Below are 20,812 nucleotides of genomic sequence, written 5' to 3' on the forward strand. Positions count from 1 at the left end.
CTCGCCCCAGGCGGGCCGGTACGGCGACCCGCGGCGGCGGTTCTGCCTGACGGCCCGACCCCCGACCGGGCATGATCGCGCCATGGCGACCACGCGTCCTGCACCGCCCGCCCGTCGCGGAGGGGCGGCCTTCCTGCTGCCCCTGCTCGCCGTGCTCTGGGCCTCGGAGACGGGCGCGGAGGGCCGGACGACCGGCCGAGAGCTGTTCACGGTCGCCGTCGTGTGCGTCGCGGCCGGCGCGGCGTGGAACCTCCTGCACCGTCGCGACCTCGCCGACCGGCTGACCCACCTCGCCGCCTGCTTCAGCGTGGTCGTGGTGATCCACCTCGGTTACGCATGGGACAGCGCGGTCTCCTCGAGCGCCGGCACCGGGTGGGGCCTGCTCGGGGTCGTCACCGGACTCGTGTGGGCCGAGCAGTGGTCGCGGCACCGCGACTCCCGGAGGCGGGCCCGCGCCGCCCGGGCGAGCCGGGCGCGCACCGAGTCGCTCACGGCCGTGTCCCGGAGGTCCTTGCAGGACTAGGCTCCCGGGCACCGAGGACGCCCGAGACCGGAGGTCGCCGTGCACGCTCGGCTGACCCGCTCCACCGCTGCCCGCTCGGGCTTCGCGCCCGGGCTCGCCGGCCTGCGTGGCTACGGGCGCGAATGGCTCCGCGGCGACGTGCTCGGCGGGGTGACCGTCGCGGCGTACCTCGTGCCCCAGGTGATGGCCTACGCCTCGGTCGCCGGGCTGCCGCCCACCGCCGGGCTGTCCGCGGCGCTGCCGGCCCTCCTCGTGTACGCCGTGCTCGGCAGCTCACGTCAGCTCTCGGTCGGGCCGGAGTCCACCACCGCCCTGATGACCACAGCGGCGATCGGAGGGATGACGGCCGGCGACCCGGACCGCTACGCCGCGGCCGCGGCCGCGCTGGCGCTCGTCGTCGGGGCGCTCTGCCTGCTCGGGCGCGCCGTGCGGCTGGGGTTCGTCGCCGACCTGCTCTCGCGCCCCGTGCTCATCGGCTAACTCGCCGGGGTCGCGGTGCTGATGGTCACCGGGCAGCTGGGCACCGTGACCGGGGTGGACCTCGCCGCCGACGACCCCGTCGGGCAGGTGCGTTGAGCTGGTCGCCGAGGCCGACCAGGTGCGGCTCGCGCCCCTGACGGTCGCGCTGCTGGTCACCGGCGGCCTGCTGGTGGCGAGCCGGCTGCGCCCCCGGTGGCCCAACCCGCTCATCGCCGTGGTGCTCGCCTCGGCGGCGACCGCCCTGCTCGACCTGGAGTCCCTCGGCATCGCCACCGTGGGACCGGTCGCCGGCCTGCCGGTGCCGGAGCTGCCGGCGGTCTCGCTCTCGGTGCTGGCCGAGCTGCTGCTGCCGGCCGTCGGCGTGGCCGTCGTCGGCTACACCGACAACGTGCTCACCGGCCGCGCCTTCGCCTCCCGCCACCAGCAGCACGTCGACGCCGACCAGGAGCTGCTCGCGCTCGGGGCCGCCAACCTCGCCAGCGGCGTGGTCGGCGGCTTCCCTGACCGCCCTCGACGCACTCGACGAGCTGCGCCGCACGCTGGTGGCCCAGGACGTGGTGGTGGCGCTGGCGCGGGTGAAGGACGACCTGCGCCACGACCTCGACCGGTTCGGCCTCACCGAGGCGCTGGGCCCCGACCTGCTGTTCCCCACGCTGCCGACCGCGGTGGCGACGTACATCCGCGACTTCGAGGCCCGCCACGGGCGCCCCCCGTCCGGCGCGCCGGGCTGACGCCGTCGCGGCCTGTATCGACGAGCAGCCCCTCAGCCGTCGGCGCCGGGGAACGCCTGCGACATCCGGCCCGACAGCGCGATCTCGCGCAGCTCGTCGGCCTTCTCCGGTGTCCAGCGCCGGGGCCGCAGGATCGCCGCCCACCCGTCCACGTGCTCACCGGTGTAGTTGTGCCCGTGCCCCGGCTCGGTTGAGAAGGCCAGCGCAAGGTCGGCCGAGACCTGCCAGAAGGACACGAAGGGCACCCACCGCACCTCGTCGAGGACGTCGTCGCCCGGCGGCTCCTGCATCCAGTCGGGCGGGCGGAGCACCAGGTCGGGGCTCCACCACGTGATGGGGTCCGACGGGTGCTGCAGGTAGACCACCCGGCTGCCCTCCCACGGCCGGCCCTGCGGACCGATGCCGTCACGCGGGCGGTTGCTGAAGCGGATGGTCCGGCCGTCGCGGTAGACAGGCTCCACCTCCGACGAGCCGGGGTCGCGGTCGCGGTCGAAGCTGCGGTAGAGCGGGTTGAAGTTGGGCGGGCCGACGCAGAGCGCACCGGACGTGCGGTTGCGCAGGTCGTACTCCCCGCTGAAGGCGGTCTCGCCGCCGAAGGAGCCGAGGCTCTCCCCGAACACGTGCAGCCGCGGCCGGTCGTCGGCCGGCAGCCGGCTCCAAAGGCTCGTAGACGGCGTCGAAGAGGGCGCGGCCCGCCGCGCGGGCCCGGTCCTGGTCGACGAGGAACGACAACCACGACGGCAGGTAGGAGTACTGCACCGCCACGGAGGCCGTGTCCCCTCCGGCGATGTACTCGAACGACCCCAGCGACGCCGGCTCCACCCACCCGGTGCCGGTCGTGGTCGACCCCCTCACCTCCGGTGAAGGCGGCGATGTCCTCGGCGCCCGGACCCCGTCCCACGAAGACGCGCCCCTCGCGTCCCAGGTCCTCCCACGCCACGACCGAGTCCGGGCTGTCCGAGCGCAGGGGAGTGCTCGGCACCGCGACGCGTCCCGGCGTGCCCTGGTCGCGCAGGTGGTAGACACCGTCGGCGGTCCGAACGGCGGCGTCGAGCAGGACCCCGTTCACCAGCATCACCGCGACGCCGACGAGCAGCACCAGCCCGGTCGCCCGGGCCGCCCGGTCACCCATGCGGCGGGCGAGCCACCCCGACACCCGCCGGTACGCCGTACGCACCCCGCGCGCCAGCGCGACGAGGAGCACGAACGTCAGACCGGCGACCAGGGGGACGAGCAGGGAGGCGACCGGGTTCTCGGGCTCGACGGCGACCAGCTCGCTGACCTGTCGTTGCCACGCGACGTGGAGGATCGCAGGCGGCGCTCCCGGCGGACCAGACCAGAGCGCGCGACGACGCTCCGCTGCCGGGACCCGACGCACAGGACCCCGGACCCTCACGAGGAGGGGACCGGGGTCCTGAGGTGTGGTGTCCGAGGGGGGACTTGAAGTCCCTCATCGGCTGTCGATCTGCCGCCTAAAACCGGGCGAAAGCCGGTTTGACCAGGTGTTCCTCCAGCTCGTCGGGTCCTCGCGGAACCTCGCAGGACCTCCAGGGGACCACGAGTGGGACATGAAATTCAATGGTTCAGTGCGTCCGACCGGGGGTTCGGTGGGGCGGGCGGTGGACGTGGTGCTGCTGCTGCAAGCGCCACCCCAGCAGGCTGCTGGATTTGGCCAGTTTCCAGAACGGACCGGCACGTGCCGCAGAGGACCCGCGGCAGCGCTGCACGTCACCGTTCGCCGATACCGCATGCGTGTCGAGCCCACCTGAAACCCCATCTCCGCCTTCGATGCGCAGACGGTCTCGCTCGCCGTCAGCCTCAATCGCACACATGATGAAGGAAGTCGATCATCGTCTCCCCGCGCTTGCGGCGCTGACCCCACCACGAGAAACATCGGTGCCCCCAGCAATGACGTTGGGCGCGCGCGAATACGCACTCGGGCGTGTGAGCCATGCTGCTGGTGAGCGTTGACCGCAGCCCCACAACACAGGCTCTCCGGCCCTTTCGGCGCGTCCTACACGGCAGCGACGTCCCTTGCGCGATAACCGTCCCCGACGACGCGCTCGGGCACGCTCGACGAGCGGGGTTGCGCTGTGGCTAGATTCAGCCGTCGCCTTCGAGAACCAACTTCCAAGTCTCGCCGTCGTCGGTGGACTCGAAGACACCCGTGGCGGTGGCTGCATGCCAGCGGCCTGATGTCACGTCGAGCGCTTCGGCCGGCCCGTCAAGCCTACCTTCTTCACTCCATTGCGTTTCACCGTCCGCGCTGACCATCACGGCCCCGCTGGGGGTGACGCCGACTAGGGGACCGTCCGGCTGCCAGTCGATGACGCTGAGGGTCGGGGACGCGTCGACGGGTGCGGGTGCGGCCTGGTCGACGGAGCGGACGAGGCCGCCATTGCCGGTGGTGGCGTAGACGGTTTCCGGGTCGGCTGGGTTGGCAGCTATGTCGAGAAACGGAGCGCTCAATATACTGTTCCAGCGTTGCCGGTCGGTGGTGACGATGAGGGATTGGGTGGCTGCGTCGAGTGCGTAGGTGTAGTCGCCGACGGCTTCAATGGCGTGGAGGTCTGCTTCACCGAGGAGGGACACCGGTTCCCAGGTCTCTGCAGCGTCGGTCGATTCGATGAGCCCGAGCAATGGCGGGAGGTCCTCGGAGAGGTCTGGGTGGCCGCTGCCGAGGAAACGACCGGGCCCGACAACCGTGAAGCCCATGGTGTCTTGCCACCGGTCAGCGACCCGTTGGCCTTCGCCGCCCTTGACACGGAAGACTCCGTAGTGGGATGCGACGTACAAGATGCCGTCGGTGGGGTCGACTCCGAGGCCGTGGACGTGCCCCACAGCCCGCTCGTCCGCCGCCGAGGCCCCTCCCGATGCGCCTCCTGTCTGAGTCGCGTTGCCAGAAGAGCAAGCAACCAATGTGGCTGTGGTGAACGCAAACACGGCGGTGCGACCGGCGGTGGCAACAAGAGACACGTTTTCTCCTCGGCAAGATTGCGGTTCGTGTTAGGCACGGGCGGCAGGGGTGCGTGCGCGTTGGCGGTGACGGTAGCCACGGCGGGTCAGCCCGGCTGGTTTGTACACAGCGAGGGCCGTGGCGCTGACTAGGAGAATGAGCGCTCCAGTTGCGTGCACGACCACTGATGCGCTGCGCAGGAACTGCAGCTCGTCAGGTGTGATCGTCTCCAACGTGGCAACGTCGGCGAATGCGTCGAGTGTGCTGGTGTAGGTGACAAGGACACCGGTGGCGAGGACTGTGACGGCGAGCTTGAAGATGACCCAGTAGTGCCGCAGCAGTCCCCACTTGGTCACCAGCGACTGCGCGACACCAGTGACCAGGGTGGCGGCTGCGAGAGGAACAAGGACCCCCCAGGCAGCCCAGTCCATCGCCACATAGGCGGCGCGAAGTAGGACGGTGTCCTCACCGGTCATGACGGTGACACCGAGGGCGAGGTAAACCAGAACGACACCGACCCACCCGACTGAAACGAGCACGTGGACCGTCAGGAGGGCCTTGCAGGCCGGTGAGGACGCTCTCATCGGTACCCCAACCGGTGAGCCGCTATTTCGAGTTGGGTCGGAGCGGATAGGTGCCTTCCGGGGCCATGGTCACCGCCCACGATGAGAGCCACCACGATCAGTACAACCAGCAACGCCACGGCGGTGACGAAGGACCACCTCACCCACTTCGGCATCCCGGTGTAACCGTCACCGGGAGGCGGGCTGGGGGTTGGAGCACGACTCAACGGATGTCCTTCAGTTCAGTGATGCCCCATCGGGGGCGGGTAGCTCGGTCGAGACCCCACCCGCCCCCTCTGGCGGGACCGGACGGTCAGGAAACGAGCCCTTGCATCATCTCGATCTCGGCTGTTTGCGACTCGACGACGTTATCGGCGAGTTCGACGGCGGGCTTGTACTGTCCGTTGGTCTTCTCGGATTCAGCCATCTCGACCGCGCCTTCGTGGTGCTCGATCATCATCTCGAGCCACATGTCCTGGAATTTGGCGTCGGAGGCGTTCGCGAGGGCTTCCATGTCGTCGGCGGACATCATGCCGGGCATCCCCGAGTCCATTCCTTGCATGTCCATCTGGTCCATCTCGCTGGCCGAACTCTTGCTGCTCGTGTCGTGGAAGGTCTTCGGGATGTCTTCGCCCCACTGAGCCAACCATCCGGTCATGGCTTCGATCTCGGGTGCTTGGGCAGCGCGAATGTCGTCGGCCAGTCCCTCGACCGCGGGGTCGAGCTCGCGGCCCTCGGTCATCTCGACCATCGTGAGGGCCTGGGCGTGGTGCTGGATCATGTCTGTCGCGAAGGCGACGTCGGCGTCGTTGTGCTCGGTGGCAGACACGCTTGTGGTCGTGTCGGCGGGCTCGTCGTCGTTGCCGCAAGCGGTCAGCGTGAGGGACAGGCCGAGAGCCAGAGCCGCGATTGCAGGGATCGTGCGCATAAGGGTTCTCCAAAGGGTCGAAAGGGTTACTGAGCGGGCCGTGTGGACGCACCCACGAAAGGGCGTGTCGGAACGTCTCTCAGCACCTGATGACGGAGAACTTCCATGCAACCGGTGGTCCGATCCCAATACGGGCTGTGAAGGGGAACGTGCGGTTGCCCGGCCTTGGCCTGAGACTGACCGGAATGCGGGGCGCACATCGCCTGAGCCGCAACGCCAAGAGGATCCCGGCGGCGACCGCGACGAGCATCGCGGCGCAGAGCATGACCATCTCGCCCATCGAGTGGGCGGGGACTGGAACCTCGGCCACAGTGCCGCCGCGCGCAGATGCGGACAACGGATCGATCAGCCTGGTCGCCATGCTGTGGCCGGTCGCTTCGACGCTCACTCCGACGGTTGCGCTGTGGCTGGCCCCGGTCATCTGCATCGGGTTGTGAGCGAGCCCGTGCATGCCCAGGATGCCGAGGACGATGGCTGCGACGACGGCACTCAGACCAGCGGCCATCAGGGGTGTCCTGATGCCGTGGTCTGCTCGACCGTGCGCTGCCACTGTGGTCACTCCTTCATTGTAGGAACCAGTGCCGCATCATCTGTAGGCGTGCTGCGTCACGTGTGAGGGATGTCGCCGTGGGCGGAGCGCAAACGGAGTGCGTTGGCGATGACCGAGACCGACGACAACGCCATCGCGGCGGCAGCAATCATCGGTGACAGCAACAGCCCGAAGGCCGGGTAGAGGACACCCGCAGCGATGGGGATACCGGCCACGTTGTAGATGAACGCGAACACCAGGTTCTGGCGGATGTTGGACATGGTGGCGCGCGAGAGGTGGCGCGCTCTGACGATGCCGGTGAGGTCGCCCTTGAGCAGCGTCACTCCGGCGGACTCCATGGCAACGTCAGTACCTGAACTCATCGCCAACCCGACGTCGGCGGCTGCCAGAGCGGGTGCATCGTTGACACCGTCACCGGCCATGGCGACGACGCGCCCTTCGGCGCGCAGCCGGTTGACGACGTCACTCTTGTGGTCGGGCAGGACCTCCGCTTCGACCCGGTCGATGCCCAGGGTGCGTGCGACGGCTTCGGCGGTGACACGGTTGTCGCCGGTCAACATGACCACCTTGATGCCGTCGGCGCGCAACGCTTCCAGCGCTGCAGGAGTGGTGACCTTGACGGGGTCGGCGATGGCGAAGATCCCGACGACACGGGTGTCGATGCCCATGATGATGGCGGTTGCCCCGTCGGCGCGGAGCCGGTCAGCCTCCTCTGCCCAAGGGGTTGGGTCGAGGCCCTGGGAAGCGAGGAAGCTGGCGCTGCCGAGGAGGACCCGACGACTCTCGACGACACCGACCACTCCCTTGCCGACCGGGGAGTCGAAGTCACTCACCGTAGGAATGGTGTGCCCCGCGGTGGTCGCGGCGTTGACGATCGCCAACCCGAGAGGATGCTCCGAAGCTCTCTCCACTCCAGCTGCCAGGCGCAACAGGTCGCCCTCGTCGAAATCGTCGGTGGTGATGATGGCGGTGACTGACGGCTTGCCTTCGGTCAGGGTTCCGGTCTTGTCGACGACCAGGGTGTCGACCTTCTCCATCAGCTCGAGCGCCTCGGCGTTCTTGATGAGCACACCGGCCCCGGCACCGCGTCCGACGCCGACCATGATGGAGACCGGTGTTGCCAGGCCCAATGCACAGGGGCAAGCGATGATCAGGACGGTGACAGCCACGATGAGGGCGTGCGCCAACCTGGGGTCGGGCCCGATGGTGGCCCAGATCGCGAATGCGACAATGGCAATGACGATGACGACGGGAACGAACCAGGCGGCGACCCGGTCTGCCATCCGTTGGATCGGTGCGCGTGAGCGTTGGGCATCAGCAACCATCTGCACGATGCGGGCAAGCATCGTGTCGCGACCAATCTTGTCGGCGACCATCACCAAGGATCCGGTCTGGTTCACGGTGCCACCAATGACCGTGTCGCCAGTGGCCTTCGTGACTGGCATCGACTCACCGGTCACCAATGACTCATCGAGCGAGGATCGGCCGTCCTCAACAGTCCCGTCCACCGGCACCGTGTCGCCGGGGCGAACCCGGAGCCGGTCACCGATCTGCACCAGGTCGAGAGTCACCTCATCCTCGGTCCCGTCAGGGTTGAGGCGGTGCGCCGTCTTGGGGGTCAGATTCAGCAACGCCTTGATGGCACCAGAGGTTTGCTCCCTGGCGCGCAGTTCAAGGACCTGGCCCAGCAGCACCAGTGTGGTGATGACTGCGGCGGCTTCGAAGTAGACGTCGACGACGCCGTCCATGCGGAACGAGTCGGGGAAGATGTCGGGGGCGATGGTGGCGATGACGCTGAACAGCCAGGCAACACCGGTGCCCATCGCGATCAGGGTGAACATGTTCAGCTTCATTGTCCGGACCGAGGTCCAACCACGCTGGAAGAACGGCCACCCCGCCCACAGCACCACCGGAGTCGCCAGCACCAACTGCACCCACGATGAGGCGGTGGGTGAGATCAGCTCGTGGATGGCGGACACCAACTCGCCGCCCATCCCCAGGATCAGCACCGGGACGGTCAGCGCGACCGCGACCCAGAACCGGCGAGTCATGTCAGCCAGCTCCGGGCTGGGCCCTGAGTCAGCAGTCACCATGACCGGTTCGAGCGCCATCCCACAGATGGGGCACGCGCCCGGCCCCGGCTGACGAATCTCGGGGTGCATGGGGCAGGTCCACTCCGACACCTCCCCCTCGGGGGGTGCACCAGCTGCCGACGTACCCGCGTGCCCGTGACCCGCATGGTGGTTTCCGCCCACCTGGGCGAACTGAGCCGGATTCGCGTCGAACGTCGACTTGCAGTGACCGGAGCAGAAGAAGAACCGCTCGCCGTCGTACTCAGAGACGAATCCGCTCGTAGCGTGATCCACGTCCATGCCGCACACCGGGTCCTTCACGGTCGGGGTAGTGCGCGCAGTGCTGTCGGGTGGGTGGCTGGTCATACCCAAAGGGTACCCCCTAGGGGTATGTAGTCAAGGGACAAACCCGCTTCAGCGGCCTCGAGGAGCACGCCGTGGACCGGCTCGGCCTCGAAATCTGCCTGAGCATGCTCCACGCAGCAAGGGACCTCGACCTGGACCTGGGCCGGGACCAGTCGTCATGACCTACGGGGAGAAGTCCCACGAGATGCGGGAGTCGATGGCCTCGCTGCTGCGCTGGCACCGGATCCAACAACGCCTCGGCGGACCCGGCAGCCACACCGTCCCAGTCACCACCACGCCCGCGGAGCGCGAACGGATGGGACAGATCATCCAGCGCTACCGACTCGCGGCACTGACCTGGTGCAGCCAAGCGGTCACCGCGGTCACCCCCCGGGCCGAGTGGTCACGCACCACCGGCCCCGCCCGGACGCCGGCCGAGGAGCTCCGCACTCACCTCGACACCGCCATCACGGCGCTCGGGCACGGTGAACGTCTCAGCGACCTGCTCGCGGTCCATCACGACAACCACCTGCTCGACTCCTGGCAATGGGTTGCCCGAGCCGCGGCCCTCGGGGAACACGACTTCGCCTCCGGAGTGAACCGGGACTCGCTGACCCCCGAACAGGCCCGCACGGTCCTCAAGGACGCCGCCGACCTCACCCAGGGTCTGGTGATCCTCGACAGCCGCTACAAGAACGTCCCGGCCTGGCAGCATCTCAACCAGCCCGTGCGCCTGGGCCGCGCCGCCGAAGCCGTCTCCCTCACGGCCGACCAGAACGGCTACGACACCACCGTCGACACCCGAGGCTGGCGACCTCCCGCCGGCCTGATCAACGGCCCCGCCCTGCCCGGACTCGCCGGCGCCGTACAGGCCCAGCACAACACCCTCGTCCACCTCAGCGCACTCCCCAACGCGCTCAACCTCCGCCGCATCCTGCACTCCCAGGCCCGCGTCACCCAGGAAGCGGCGAAGCACGCGGCGACCGCGACCCCCGACCTGTTCCAAGAGTTCTCACACCGAGCGGTGCTCTACCGCAACATGGTGACCGCCAGCCGCGACCTCCGCGGTCTCATCGGAGCCGGAGGCCACGCCGTGGTCGAAAGCCAGAACGCCGCCACACGACTTCAACGAGTACACCCGATGCTTGGAGCTGGTCGGAAACCGCTGGAGGACCTTCACCGGCTCTTCAAACGGACCGACGCACGGATCGCTGCCACGGTCGAGCGCGGCATCCACGAGAAGCTCTACCTGGCCTCAGCCAGTCACGATCAGCTGGCGGAGGATCCCATCAGGGGGATCCACCCCGCGCGGCGTGAGTGGAAGCCAGTCACCTCACCAGTACAGACGCCTCTGCTCCGACTGGTCCGCGAGCGGCTCCGACCCATCGCCGTCCCCCAGAGCGAGCCTGATACCTCGGACGCGGGGCGGATGGACTTTGCGTCCGCTCTGGCGCACCACCCCCAGCCTGGTAGAGGACGGGCACCGTAGCCCAGAATGGACGCTCAGTTCCGTCTGGTGCGGTTCGAAACGGCTCCGGGAAGGGCGGGCGCCATGCGAGATGTGCTCTGGCCCCTCGCCCGGTTGACGTGACGCTCGTCGGGTGCGCGGGCTCGTCGTCGTAGTTGGTGTCGATGTAGTCGGCCAGTGATGGCTGGGCTCATAACGCAGAGGTCGCAGGTTCAAATCCTGCCCCCGCTACAACACATAAGCGCAGGTCAGAGGCCGTTTCCGGTAGGGGCTCGGAGGCCGTCTCGTCCTGCTCCCGAGGGTGCTTGTAGGCAAATGTGGGCAGGCGAGCTTCCGTGACGGCAGCGCTGCGCTCGACGTCAGTGGATACGCAGGGATCGCAATATGGCCACTGATGGACTCGCCGGACTGAGCACCGGTCCTTTGCCGGCTGCGCGTCTGCGTTGACCCAGAGGTCACGTCCATGACCGCCGGGCCACTCAACTTCGAGTACCCCCCACCCCCAGCTCCCTGCAGTGGGCCGTCTTCGCCATCACCGTCATCGGCTGCGCACTGATCTTCTGGCGCGGCTGGTCGATTCTACGGACCCTGGGAGTCTGCGAAATCGCAGGCATCGTCGTCGGGCTCACGGCCGCCGCGATGTGACCGCGGAGAGCGATGAGGGGTGCCTGAGCAAGCGCGCCCGCTCCACCCACCGACGGGTGCGGTGGTGTAGGGAATGCACTCTTCATCGAGGCCCTGGGCGCTGTGGGCAGGTCCAATTGCGATGCGCCACGGTCCGTTAAGGCTTCCGCGCAGGTGACGAACGAACTGCCACGACAACTCGCTGACGATCGAGTGTTTGCATGAGGCCGGCTAAGCGTGCCGCCACACCTTGAACGCGGAGACGAGCAGTAGCGCTACCAACAGCGGTACCAACACCAGCTCCGGGACGACCCCGAGGAGCAGCCCGCCGGCAACGGACCCTGTGACGGAGCCGGCGGCCATGGCGGTGACGAATCGCCGGTTCGACGACAGGACTGCGAATGCCTGGTCGCGGCTGTAGCGGAAGAATGCGACCAGCATGGTGGGGAGCGAGACCAGCAGGGATAGCGACCCGGCCAGCTTGACGTCTACGGCGAACAGCAACACCAGGGTCGGGATGAGGAGCTCCCCGCCGGCTACGCCCATCAGGGCCGCGACGACACCGATTCCGAACCCGGCAGCCACTCCGGCGACCAATTGAACTGGTTGGGCTAGATCGGGGGAGGGCAGGGTGCCGATGTGTTCGGCGGTGAAGACGATGGCAATGAACACCAGCAGCACTGCGAGCACGCGGTACAACGTTGCGGTCGCCACCCGGGTGGCCCATGACGCGCCGAGCCATGCCCCGACCAGGCTCCCGGCCAACAGGTTGAGCACCGCGGGCCACTGGCCGACTACATCTGTCAGTGGCACCGCCGCAAGCCGGGCCGGAATCGCCGCGAGAACGACGACCAGGCTCATCGCCTTGTTCACGATGACCGCTGCCAGAGCCGCAAACCCGAATACGCCCAGCAGCAGCGGGAGGCGGAACTCGGCGCCCCCGAGCCCAACCAGCCCCCCGAGCAGACCGACCGCAGCGCCACCGGCGAATCCCGCCGGTGCGGTGAGCCAGCGCCCGGCTCCCACATCTCGGCCGGCGGGAGAGTTGCCGGTCGCGGTCACAAGGGCCACGGTATCCGCGGCCAGCGCGCCTGCGGTTTCAGGAGCGGACAGATCGAGAGGCAACGCGTCCGTGGGCTGATTGTGTGAGACAACGGGACTCCGGGGTGGTCATCAGAATCAGTCACCCTCGAATGGTTGGTCGCCCGCCTCGCCGCGCTGGTCGAGTAGTGGGGCGGCTCGCATGTTGTCCCAGGGCTTGACCCACGACCGCATCGGTTGTGCCCGACGTCTGTCGACGTCAGGTCTCCTCGGGATCGCCTTTGGTCGAGGCCAGACCTGCAGCGGCTGCGGCGATTAGGAGTGCTCCGCCGAGGTAGTAGACGGCCTCGATGCCGTAGCGGTCCGCGAGGATGCCTCCGACCGCGAGGGAGAGGAGCCGGCCGGTTTGCCAGAGCACATCCATCAATGCGAACACGCGACCGCGCACATGTTCGGGTGTCTCGCCTTGCAGCATGGAGTTGAACGTGACGGCACCCGTGGAGGTGCCGATCCCGTATAGGGCGAGCGCGCCCGCTGCGAACGGGACGGATGCGACTGAGGCGATGGCGAGGTCGACGACGCCTCGGAGTCCGTAAGGGCCGAACACGAACAAGGGACGAGCCGGGTTGCGGATGAGCCGGAGCAGCACGAGCGGACCGAGCGCGGCCCCCACCCCGATCGCTCCGATCAGGAGCCCGTACCCACGGCCGGTGACACCGAGGTGTTCTGTGGCCAGGATTACCAGCAGGGCACTAGTGGCGCCCGCCGAGAGCGCGGCGAGAAACTGCCCGATCGCCAGGGCCCGAAGCAGTCGACGGTGAAGGAGAACCGCGACCCCTTCACGGGCTTCGGCAAGTAGATGGCGTCGCTGGACCCTCTCCGGACTCCCGGGCACCCGCAGCCCGCGTAACAGCATGGCGCTGATCGCATACGAGACAGCATTGAGCGCGAAGGCCGGACCGTATCCGAGCGTGACGACCAGGAGCCCCGCGAGTGGAGCCAACGCGATCTGAGAGAGGACGGCGGCAGTCCAGATGCCGCTGTTCGCGGCGACCAACGCGTCCTTCTTCACCAGTGCCGGGAGGATGGAGGAGGCGGCGGGGTTGAAAAAGACCGCGCCGACCGACATGCCGAACGCCACCGCATAGACCCCGACCGGTGCGTTGTGCCACACCGCCAGGACGACCGCGAGGACCATGCGGAACAGGTCCGAGCCGACCATCACCCGTACCCGGGGCCACCGGTCCACCAACGGCCCAGCGAACGGCGCGAGCAGGAGCACCGGCAGGATCTCGGCGACCACGACGCCGCTGACCCCGAGTCCGGAACCGGTCAGGTCATAGATCAGCAGTGCGAGCGCCACGAAGTTGAACGTGTCGCCCCACTGCGACAAGGTCCGAGCCGACCACAACCGCCGGTACCCGGGATCCGCGAACACGTCGCCAAGCCCTGGTCGCAGCGTGGTCTGGTTGGCGCTCAAGTCAGCGTCTCCGTTTTCTTGATGGGGCGCCCGTCTTAGGTATAACCATGGCACTGCGTTCGATGCCCACCAACGCGCATCGGCCAGTCCCGCAGCGCGGTGGTTCGTGTGGCGGGCTCAGGCGGAGCCGAGCGACTCCGGCTCCACCAAGTGACGACGGCGCGGCACGCCGGCGCGAGGATGGCGGGGCCCGCCGGCCGGGCGCGGGGCGATCGGTCCTCGACCATGAGGCGGCGCTGACGAAGCCGAGTGGTCAAGCCTCTGACCAGAGCGGACCCGGAGCATCGCGAAGCCGGGTTGATTGCCAGACGGCAAGCAAAGCTCATTGAGGCCCGCCGCCGTCGGACATGGCGCGAGGTCGCGGCGTACGGGGAGTCCGGGTGCGCGACGCAAGAAACGTGGTGGCGGCGGTGCCGGCGAGGATGACGCCGGCTGCGAGAACAACGGCGAGCTGGTGGTCGCTCATCCACGAGGAGACGTGCGCGGATAGCGCGGAGACGCCCCTGTCGGGGGGTCGTGCGGCGCCGAGCAGCTGCGGGAGCCAGTAGTAGAGGAGGTAGAGGCCGCTGGATGCGAGCAGCGCACCTGCGATGCGGGAGGCGTAGGGGGCGATGGCGCGCAGGCTGCGTGCCAATGCGCTTGCGGTCCCGGCGGCGAGTAGGGCGAGGCTGACCAGCAGCAGGGCGGATCCGGCGGCGTAGGCGGTGAACACGGCGATGACGCCGATCCAGGTGGTCGCCGCTGCCTGGGTGACCACGGCGAGCAGGACCGCCAGGGTGCAGGAGGCCGACGCGACGGCGTATCCGGAGCCGAAGGTCACCAGCCCCCGGGTGCCGGTGACCTTGATGGGGTCGGGGTGGCGCCCGGGGAGCAGGAATGTCGGGTGCCAGCCGGCGAGCATCGCGAGGCCGATGAGGGCGAGGACGGCGCCGAGGGCGGCGGCGACCCACGGGGCGAGGGTGATCACCGCGCGGACACCGATCGTGAGGAGCAGCCCGATGCCGGTGAAGGTCGCGGTGAACCCCACTGCCTGGGCGAGCCCGGCGCGCAGCCCGGCCGCGAGGCGAGCCACGAGGCCTGCGGTCTCACCGCTGTCGCCGCGTGCGACTGTTCTGGTGGTCCCGGAGGTCGCGGTCAGGACGGCTGGGAGCAGTCCGAAGCCGCAGGGGTTGACGGGGGCGAGCAGGCCGGCGCCAAACGCGAGCGCGAGAAGGCCGCTCACTCGACGCCGGCCTTGGTCAGCGCGGTGCGGATCTGGGTGGGGGTGGGGTCCACGCCGCGGTAGACCTCGGTGCCGGATGCGTCGAGCACGACCGCGGTGGAGAGCTGGTGAATGCGGTCGGCGCCGTGCTGGAGCCAGCGGCCGAGGACACCGCACCGGGAGCGGGGCTCGGCTGGCTGAGCGCGGTGTAGGTGACCGCCAGCACCAGCAGGGTGACGACTGCGGCACCCACGATGGCCAGCCAGCGCCGCCGGAACCCGCCGGCGGGCCCCGGACCGGAGGCCGATGGGGGCGTGGACGTTGAAGTGGTGGTCATGTTGCTTCTCCTGCATCAAGGTCGAGTGAGGTTTCACAAGTGGTTGGTGCGCTCAACAGCACCGGTCGCGCGACGGTGGAGCGGTCGTCGAGCTATCGGCGGTGCGGGTGCGGGAGCGGCGCCGCATCCCCCAGATGCCGAGGACGGCGGCACCGGTCAGCAGCAGGACACCCCCAGTCACGCCACCGAGTACGGCGCCGCTGCCGGCGGCCACGCCGCCGACGACGAGCAGGGGCAGAGCGCAGCAGGCGATGGGCAGCAGGGCCAGCAGCCCGAACCACCAGCCGGAGAAGCCCCGTGACGCGTTTGGTTCCACCGGAGTGTTGGTGACATGGCTCGGGTGCTCCGTGGGGTGCTGTTGGTCGGTGGGCGACGAGCTGTGCTGTGTCATGGCAGTTCCTCCAAGTGGGACGTTCGCTGGGTTGGGTGGCGGCGTCATGTCAGCGCCAAGACGGTCCCGCTGGTGGCCGTGACCGCGGGGCCGAACACGAGGCGCGCGAGGAGCGGGTGTGCTGCGATGACGAGGGCCGCTGTGGCATCGGTCACGGGCGTCTCCGGGGGTCTTCACCCTCGGGCGTCAGGTCGGGCCGACTGGCTCCTCAGGAGATCGCCAAAGACGAGTGCTCCGGCTTCCACCGCATCCGACAGCGCGAGCACGACACCGTCTAGGGCGTGCGCGCTCTGGTAGGCGAGGGCATGGTCACTGCTGGTGAAGAAGTTGATCACCGGACAGCACGTTTCAGTGAGCCGTCCCGGACCCGCGGAACCGACGAACACGACTGCCTCCAGCGGTTGCCAGGCCCAGCGCCCGGCGCGGCTGCTCGCGGTGATCTGCTCACCGGTCAGCGGGTCAAGGGACTCCACATCGATATCTCGGTCGAGCATGGCCGCGATACCCAGGGCGTCGACCGCACAGTTCGCGGACACCGTCGGGCCGTCGACGACGCGGACCTGGTGCGCTGTTGGTCCGGGCGCAAACGGGACGCCTCCGGTGATCTCGCGCCCGGCGGGGTCCAGGAACACCAGTTCCGACTCAGCCATGTCACGCAGAGCTGCGTCGAGGTCGAGATAGAGTTCGGTTGCCCAGGTCTCGAGCTGATCGCGTGTCGGTGGCTTCCCGCTCTGACCCAGGGCGAGCAGCGTGCGTCGGTGCAGAAGTTGAAGCGGCTCGGGAAGCGAGTTGCGCCGGGTCAACAGCTTGTTCGCCGGCAGCCCCGTGGCTTCCAGGAGGGCACTCACTGCAGAACTCATGCTGTCGCTCCAATCGTCGTGTCGCGGCCGGTCTGTCGACCGAGCCCTGTTGCGCGGCTAGGAAGGGGTCAGAGCATGGAGCCGAGGTCTGAACCGACCGTGGGGTAGGCGGCGGTCATGGACTTCAGTTGACGGGTGGTCAGGTCGAGCTTCATCGCGAGGGCGAGGAAGTTGATCAGTTCCCCGTACTCGGGGCCCAGCAGGTGCGCGCCGACGATCCGGTCGCTGGCTCGGTCGATGAGGATCTTGGCGGCCGCGGTCGTCTCGCCGATGCGGTAGTTGGAGTACCAGCCACTGGTGTCGCTGTAGCGGACATCGACTTCGATGCCCTGGTCCTTGGCTTCTTGTTCGAGCATCCCGACCCGAGCGAGCTCGGGGATTGTGAACACCGCGGTCGGGACACCGGCGTAGGCAGGGACGGTCGTGGTGGCTTTGAGCATGTTGGACGCGGCGACCTTGCCCTCGAAAACCGCCACAGGGGTCAGCGGCATCCCGGGGCTGTTGGCTGAGTCCCCGGCGGCGTAGACCGCCGGGTTCGTGGTGCTCTGCAGGTGAGGGGCGACGTGCACGCCGCGCTCGTCCCACTCGACCCCGGCAGCGTCGAGGCCGAGGCCGGCGAGCTCGGGTGTCCGGCCGGCGCCGTGGACGACGAGGTCGAACTCCAGAGTCTCGATCTGGCCCGATCGTTCGACGCTGACCTGGTAGCCGCTCTCGGACTTCTCGATCCCGGTGATTGTGGTCGAGCGCTGCAGCTCGATCCCAGCCTCGGTGCCGCGCGTAATGAGGAGCTCGACGAGGTCGGGGTCGAACCCCTTGAGGGGACGCGCCCCGCGGTCGAGAATGGTCGGGGCACTGCCGGCACGGGCCGAGATGTGCGCGAACTCAAAGGAGATGAACCCACCACCGACGAACAGGATCCGCGACGGGAGCACCTCCAGGTCCAGGAAGTCGGTGCTGTCGACCAGGTGCTGGTGACCGGGGAAGTCCAGCGGGCGTGGGCGTGCACCTGTGGCGATCATGAAATGCGTCGCCTCATAGCGGGTGCCGCTGATCTCGATGCTGTTCTTGTCTGTGAATCGGGCGACGCCGTGGAGGGTGTCGATGCCGTTGCCGGTGAGGCTGTCCTCCGTGTTCTGGGGGACCGGGTCGGTGAAGCCGTGCTTGTGTTTCATCAGGTCGGCCCAGTTGATCGACAGGCCGCCCTCATCGACGCCCTTGCCGCGCATCAGCCGGGCGCTGTCGATGATCTCCGCACCGCGGCGCAGGATCTTCTTGGGGTCGCACCCGCGCAGCGCACAGGTGCCGCCGTAGGGCAGCGCGTCGACGATGGCGACGTTCCAGCCCTTGGAGGCGCACTTGTTGGCAGCTGAGACACCGGCCATGCCGGCGCCGATGACGATCAAGTCGTAGCTTTCTGTCATCGCATGGCCCGGTCGCTCACCGCGAGCGCTGCTCGCAGCTGTTCCTCCGTGGGCGCGCCTGCTGGGCCGTCGGGGGTGCGGTAGACCCGGCACGACAAGCCGACCCCGTCATCCGGTTCGGCGAAGACGTCGATGCCATCTACCAGGATGCTCGGCGAGCCGTAGAAGCCGACCCGCTCCGCTTCCTCGATCGTGTCGACGAGGTGACGCGAGACCGTCAGGTCAGGGCGTTCTGCGGCGATGGCGGCAAGACGCTCGTCGGCGATCTTCCAGTTCGGGCAGTCGTCGAAGTACAGCAAGGCGATGTCCATGCCAACGACCGTAAACCTTGATCCATGGTGCAAGGTCAAGCGCTAGGATGGATCCATGCTGATCGGAGAGCTCGCCAACGCCGTCGGGCTACCCAGCCAGACCATCAGGTTCTACGAACGCAAGGGCCTGCTACCCGCACCCGAACGCGGCGCCAACGGCTACCGGACCTATGACGAATCCACGCTCGCCCGATTGCGTTTCGTCCAGACCGCCCAGGCAGCGGGCCTCACGCTCGCCGAGATCGGCACCATCCTCGACCTCCGCGACGACGGCAACGTCCCCTGCGCTCATGTGGCGACCCTGATCAACAGCAAGCTCCACGCCGTGCGTGCCCGCATCCGGGACCTCGCCCTGCTCGAGATAGAACTCGACGCCCTCATCGAACGCAGCCACCGCCTCGATCCCGACGACTGCATCGACGCCGATATCTGCCACATCATCGCCGCACCGCAGTAGTAGGCGTCGCTGCCGGAACTGGCTCGGGCGATCACCTGAGGCGTTGGCCCAGCCGCCCATCGGCACGATCCGACACCAGGGGAGTGGGTCGCCTGCCGGATGGGCTGCGCCTCGTGGACCTCGAGTACGACGCTCCAGGGACTGTCCAGGCGCGTGGCTATTCGCGAACTCCGCCGCAACGAGGCGGTTGGCCACGATGATGCCCTGGCCGGGCCAAGGCGTTCGCGCGCCCATGACCGCTTCCCTGCTCGAGACGGGGGTCTGAGGAGTACCTTCTGCAAGATGCGACGGAACATTCTCATTGCGGTCACGCTCTACCTCAGCGCGGCTCTGGGGACTCGCGCCGCGGAGGCCGCTGGTCTGCAACGTTGCGGCTGCTCCTTCTCATGCTGGTGTCGCAGACCGATCCTCAGAGCCTTCCGCTGGGTGGCGCCGTTGGGCCACCGATAGACGGATATCGGGCCGCGACACTGCATCTTGGAGCGAGCGACTTGTTTCACCGACGCGAGAGGGCGTCCAGGTACGTGAAGTGGGTGCACCTGGAACTGACAGGTGGCTCGAGGACTTCTCCTTGCCAGCGAAAGGACGAAGGGTGGGTAGGCACGTGTTGAGTCGATTGATGACAACCGAGGAGGCCGCGGATCTGTTGAATGTCTCCTACTCGTGGTTGAAGAAGGCTGCGCAGCGCGGTGAGGTTCCGTGCACTCACATCGGGCGAGCGGTTCGATTTTCGCAGGTGCATGTGCAAGCGATCGTTGAGTCGGGTGAACAGGGCCGCCGCTCGGGGGTTCGGCAGCGCGGTTCAGCGCGCAGCCTCCTTTAGGTCAACTGTTTCGGCGCCGGGTGCCGTCTGGCGCCGCGGGCCTGATCGGGCGGTTGTCGACGTCGTGCGGCGTCGGGCGAGGAACAACGGCCGACGCGATGGTGAGCATTTCGCGTGACATCGCCTCGGCCATCACCGGGTCGTGAAGGTTGATGAGACCGCCGTAGACGTCGTAGGTGATTTGCAGGCTGGCGTGACCGAGCTGTTCAGAGACGACTTCGATCCGGACCCCGGCGGCCAGTGACCACACGACGGTTGTGTGACGGAGCATGTGGGGTGTGGCGTGTTTGGTCATTCCGCGTCGGACGGCTTCGTTGCGCGCGGGCACCCACCGGTCGGAGTGGAAGTCTGGGTACCGCCAGGGGTTGCCTTGCGCTGTTCTGAAGACGTAGGTGTCGGGGTCGTGCGATGACACGGCGCGGCGCAGGCGTGCGGCGTCTTGACCGCGAACTACGACGTACCGTGAGCGCCGCGATTTCGGGGGGCCGAGCTTCCAGGTGCGGTTCTGGCCGGCCGTGAGGTCGATCGGGTCTTCGTCGGGGGCCCGTTTCGACCACGCCCGGACTACATGGATCCGGGCGGTCTGGTTGTCTGGGAACGAGAGGTCGCCGCGCCGTAGGGCGGCGAGCTCACCCCAGCGCATGCCGGTGGCGAGGGCGACGTCGACGAGCAGGTGCACGTCGCTGCGCAGACACGAGCGCAGCAGTGCCCACTCCTCGCGCTGGAAGAACCGGACCTGACGGCCGAGCTCACTGTCCTTGCTCGGCAGCCTTGTCAGCTCTGCTGGGTTGTCAGGTCGCAGCCCAAGCCTCTTCTGGCCGTGCATGAGGATGGAGAACAGCAGTCCATGCCGGTTGCGGATGCTCTTGCCGGTCGACGGTAGGTCTCGTTGCTCGACCATCCAGTCTTCGATGTCGAGTGGCTGGATCTCGGTGAGCACCATGGGCCCGAAGGTGGTCAACAGGTGGAGCTCGTAGGCGCGCCGGTAGCGATGCAGCGTGTAGGGCTTGAGATGACCGAGCTTCATCATGCGCGCCTGGTATCGGAAGTAGCTGATCGCTACGTCGTGGAAGGTCTCGGGAAGGCTCTCCGTCTCTTCGACGGGTAAGACGTAGCCGTGGCCTTTGCTCCAGCGGATGCCATCAGGGTTGGTGGGCCACTGCTGCCCTGCCTCCTCCACCTCCGCGGCGAAGGCGAGGGCCCGCGACCGACTCACGAAGGTCTCCGCTACTTCAGTCCGCCCTGGGCCG

Annotated in this window: 18 protein-coding genes and 1 pseudogene; 5 read left to right on the top strand and 14 right to left on the bottom strand. The window is 68.1% G+C overall.

Annotated elements, in window-relative coordinates; genetic code table 11:
- Window positions 1-82: 82 nt before the first annotated feature.
- From G7072_RS08540 to G7072_RS20015, 3 genes are all read left to right on the top strand, one after another.
- A complete protein-coding gene (locus G7072_RS08540) occupies window positions 83-523 on the top strand; it encodes a hypothetical protein (protein WP_166085433.1) in 441 nt (146 codons plus the stop codon).
- A 39-nt stretch (window positions 524-562) separates the two neighbouring features.
- Window positions 563-1,003 carry a SulP family inorganic anion transporter gene (locus G7072_RS20200; RefSeq protein WP_206063324.1) on the top strand — a complete coding sequence of 147 codons (441 nt, stop codon included), beginning with the start codon at window positions 563-565 and terminating at the stop codon, window positions 1,001-1,003.
- Window positions 1,004-1,545: 542 nt separating this feature from the next.
- A complete protein-coding gene (locus G7072_RS20015) occupies window positions 1,546-1,734 on the top strand; it encodes a hypothetical protein (RefSeq protein WP_240917319.1) in 189 nt (62 codons plus the stop codon).
- A 32-nt stretch (window positions 1,735-1,766) separates the two neighbouring features.
- Here G7072_RS20015 and G7072_RS20020 read toward each other — a convergent pair.
- From G7072_RS20020 to G7072_RS08580, 6 genes and pseudogenes are all read right to left on the bottom strand, one after another.
- Window positions 1,767-2,387, bottom strand: a pseudogene (locus G7072_RS20020) (alpha/beta-hydrolase family protein); the annotation flags it as partial.
- 1,450 nt (window positions 2,388-3,837) lie between these two features.
- Window positions 3,838-4,575 (bottom strand): F510_1955 family glycosylhydrolase, encoded by a 738-nt coding sequence (locus G7072_RS08560; protein WP_166085437.1) that lies wholly within the window; start codon window positions 4,573-4,575, stop codon window positions 3,838-3,840.
- A 165-nt stretch (window positions 4,576-4,740) separates the two neighbouring features.
- Complete coding sequence (locus G7072_RS08565) at window positions 4,741-5,166, bottom strand: DUF2269 domain-containing protein (protein WP_206063326.1); 426 nt, start codon at window positions 5,164-5,166, stop codon at window positions 4,741-4,743.
- Between the two features lie 400 nt (window positions 5,167-5,566).
- Complete coding sequence (locus G7072_RS08570; RefSeq protein ID WP_166085441.1) at window positions 5,567-6,181, bottom strand: DUF305 domain-containing protein; 615 nt, start codon at window positions 6,179-6,181, stop codon at window positions 5,567-5,569.
- 79 nt (window positions 6,182-6,260) lie between these two features.
- Window positions 6,261-6,740, bottom strand: a complete 480-nt coding sequence (locus tag G7072_RS08575; protein ID WP_166085443.1) for a DUF6153 family protein — start codon at window positions 6,738-6,740, stop codon at window positions 6,261-6,263.
- A gap of 47 nt (window positions 6,741-6,787) precedes the next feature.
- Window positions 6,788-9,169: a heavy metal translocating P-type ATPase gene (locus G7072_RS08580; RefSeq protein WP_166085445.1), complete on the bottom strand. Its 2,382-nt coding sequence runs from the start codon at window positions 9,167-9,169 to the stop codon at window positions 6,788-6,790.
- Window positions 9,170-9,365: 196 nt separating this feature from the next.
- On the opposite strand from G7072_RS08580, the gene G7072_RS08585 reads away from it, so the two are divergent.
- The gene (locus tag G7072_RS08585; protein ID WP_166085447.1) at window positions 9,366-10,637 is read left to right on the top strand and encodes a hypothetical protein; all 1,272 of its coding nucleotides are present in this window, start codon (window positions 9,366-9,368) and stop codon (window positions 10,635-10,637) included.
- Window positions 10,638-11,471: 834 nt separating this feature from the next.
- Here the strand turns inward: G7072_RS08585 and G7072_RS08590 are convergent.
- From G7072_RS08590 to G7072_RS08620, 7 genes are all read right to left on the bottom strand, one after another.
- Window positions 11,472-12,302 carry a sulfite exporter TauE/SafE family protein gene (locus tag G7072_RS08590; RefSeq protein ID WP_240917212.1) on the bottom strand — a complete coding sequence of 277 codons (831 nt, stop codon included), beginning with the start codon at window positions 12,300-12,302 and terminating at the stop codon, window positions 11,472-11,474.
- A gap of 238 nt (window positions 12,303-12,540) precedes the next feature.
- On the bottom strand, window positions 12,541-13,761 hold the full coding sequence (locus tag G7072_RS08595; protein ID WP_240917213.1) for an MFS transporter: 1,221 nt from the start codon (window positions 13,759-13,761) through the stop codon (window positions 12,541-12,543).
- 322 nt (window positions 13,762-14,083) lie between these two features.
- Window positions 14,084-14,983, bottom strand: coding sequence for a cytochrome c biogenesis protein CcdA (locus tag G7072_RS08600; RefSeq protein ID WP_166085451.1), 900 nt, complete (start codon window positions 14,981-14,983; stop codon window positions 14,084-14,086).
- A gap of 368 nt (window positions 14,984-15,351) precedes the next feature.
- Window positions 15,352-15,690, bottom strand: coding sequence for a phage holin family protein (locus G7072_RS08605; protein ID WP_166085453.1), 339 nt, complete (start codon window positions 15,688-15,690; stop codon window positions 15,352-15,354).
- A gap of 173 nt (window positions 15,691-15,863) precedes the next feature.
- Entirely contained in the window at window positions 15,864-16,538 is a 675-nt protein-coding gene (locus tag G7072_RS08610; RefSeq protein ID WP_166085456.1) for an alkylmercury lyase family protein, read from the bottom strand.
- Between the two features lie 80 nt (window positions 16,539-16,618).
- Window positions 16,619-17,953 (bottom strand): NAD(P)/FAD-dependent oxidoreductase, encoded by a 1,335-nt coding sequence (locus G7072_RS08615; RefSeq protein ID WP_240917214.1) that lies wholly within the window; start codon window positions 17,951-17,953, stop codon window positions 16,619-16,621.
- 14 nt (window positions 17,954-17,967) lie between these two features.
- Entirely contained in the window at window positions 17,968-18,282 is a 315-nt protein-coding gene (locus G7072_RS08620; RefSeq protein WP_166085460.1) for a thioredoxin family protein, read from the bottom strand.
- A gap of 55 nt (window positions 18,283-18,337) precedes the next feature.
- Here G7072_RS08620 and G7072_RS08625 point away from each other — a divergent pair, with 55 nt between their 5' ends.
- On the top strand, window positions 18,338-18,739 hold the full coding sequence (locus tag G7072_RS08625; RefSeq protein ID WP_166085462.1) for a heavy metal-responsive transcriptional regulator: 402 nt from the start codon (window positions 18,338-18,340) through the stop codon (window positions 18,737-18,739).
- A gap of 824 nt (window positions 18,740-19,563) precedes the next feature.
- Here G7072_RS08625 and G7072_RS08635 read toward each other — a convergent pair.
- Window positions 19,564-20,778, bottom strand: coding sequence for a tyrosine-type recombinase/integrase (locus tag G7072_RS08635; RefSeq protein WP_166085466.1), 1,215 nt, complete (start codon window positions 20,776-20,778; stop codon window positions 19,564-19,566).
- Window positions 20,779-20,812: the final 34 nt, after the last annotated feature.

Origin of the sequence: Nocardioides sp. HDW12B (genome assembly GCF_011299595.1) — a bacterium.
GTDB lineage: Bacteria > Actinomycetota > Actinomycetes > Propionibacteriales > Nocardioidaceae > Marmoricola_A.

Bases quoted from the DNA above. Each gene is read 5' to 3' on its own strand.
- G7072_RS08585 (WP_166085447.1), top strand. From the start codon at position 9,366: ATGGCCTCGCTGCTGCGCTGGCACCGGATCCAACAACGCCTCGGCGGA.
- G7072_RS08540 (WP_166085433.1), top strand. From the start codon at position 83: ATGGCGACCACGCGTCCTGCACCGCCCGCCCGTCGCGGAGGGGCGGCC.
- G7072_RS08625 (WP_166085462.1), top strand. From the start codon at position 18,338: ATGCTGATCGGAGAGCTCGCCAACGCCGTCGGGCTACCCAGCCAGACC.
- G7072_RS08605 (WP_166085453.1), bottom strand. From the start codon at position 15,690: ATGACACAGCACAGCTCGTCGCCCACCGACCAACAGCACCCCACGGAG.
- G7072_RS08570 (WP_166085441.1), bottom strand. From the start codon at position 6,181: ATGCGCACGATCCCTGCAATCGCGGCTCTGGCTCTCGGCCTGTCCCTC.
- G7072_RS08565 (WP_206063326.1), bottom strand. From the start codon at position 5,166: ATGACCGGTGAGGACACCGTCCTACTTCGCGCCGCCTATGTGGCGATG.
- G7072_RS08620 (WP_166085460.1), bottom strand. From the start codon at position 18,282: ATGGACATCGCCTTGCTGTACTTCGACGACTGCCCGAACTGGAAGATC.
- G7072_RS08580 (WP_166085445.1), bottom strand. From the start codon at position 9,169: ATGACCAGCCACCCACCCGACAGCACTGCGCGCACTACCCCGACCGTG.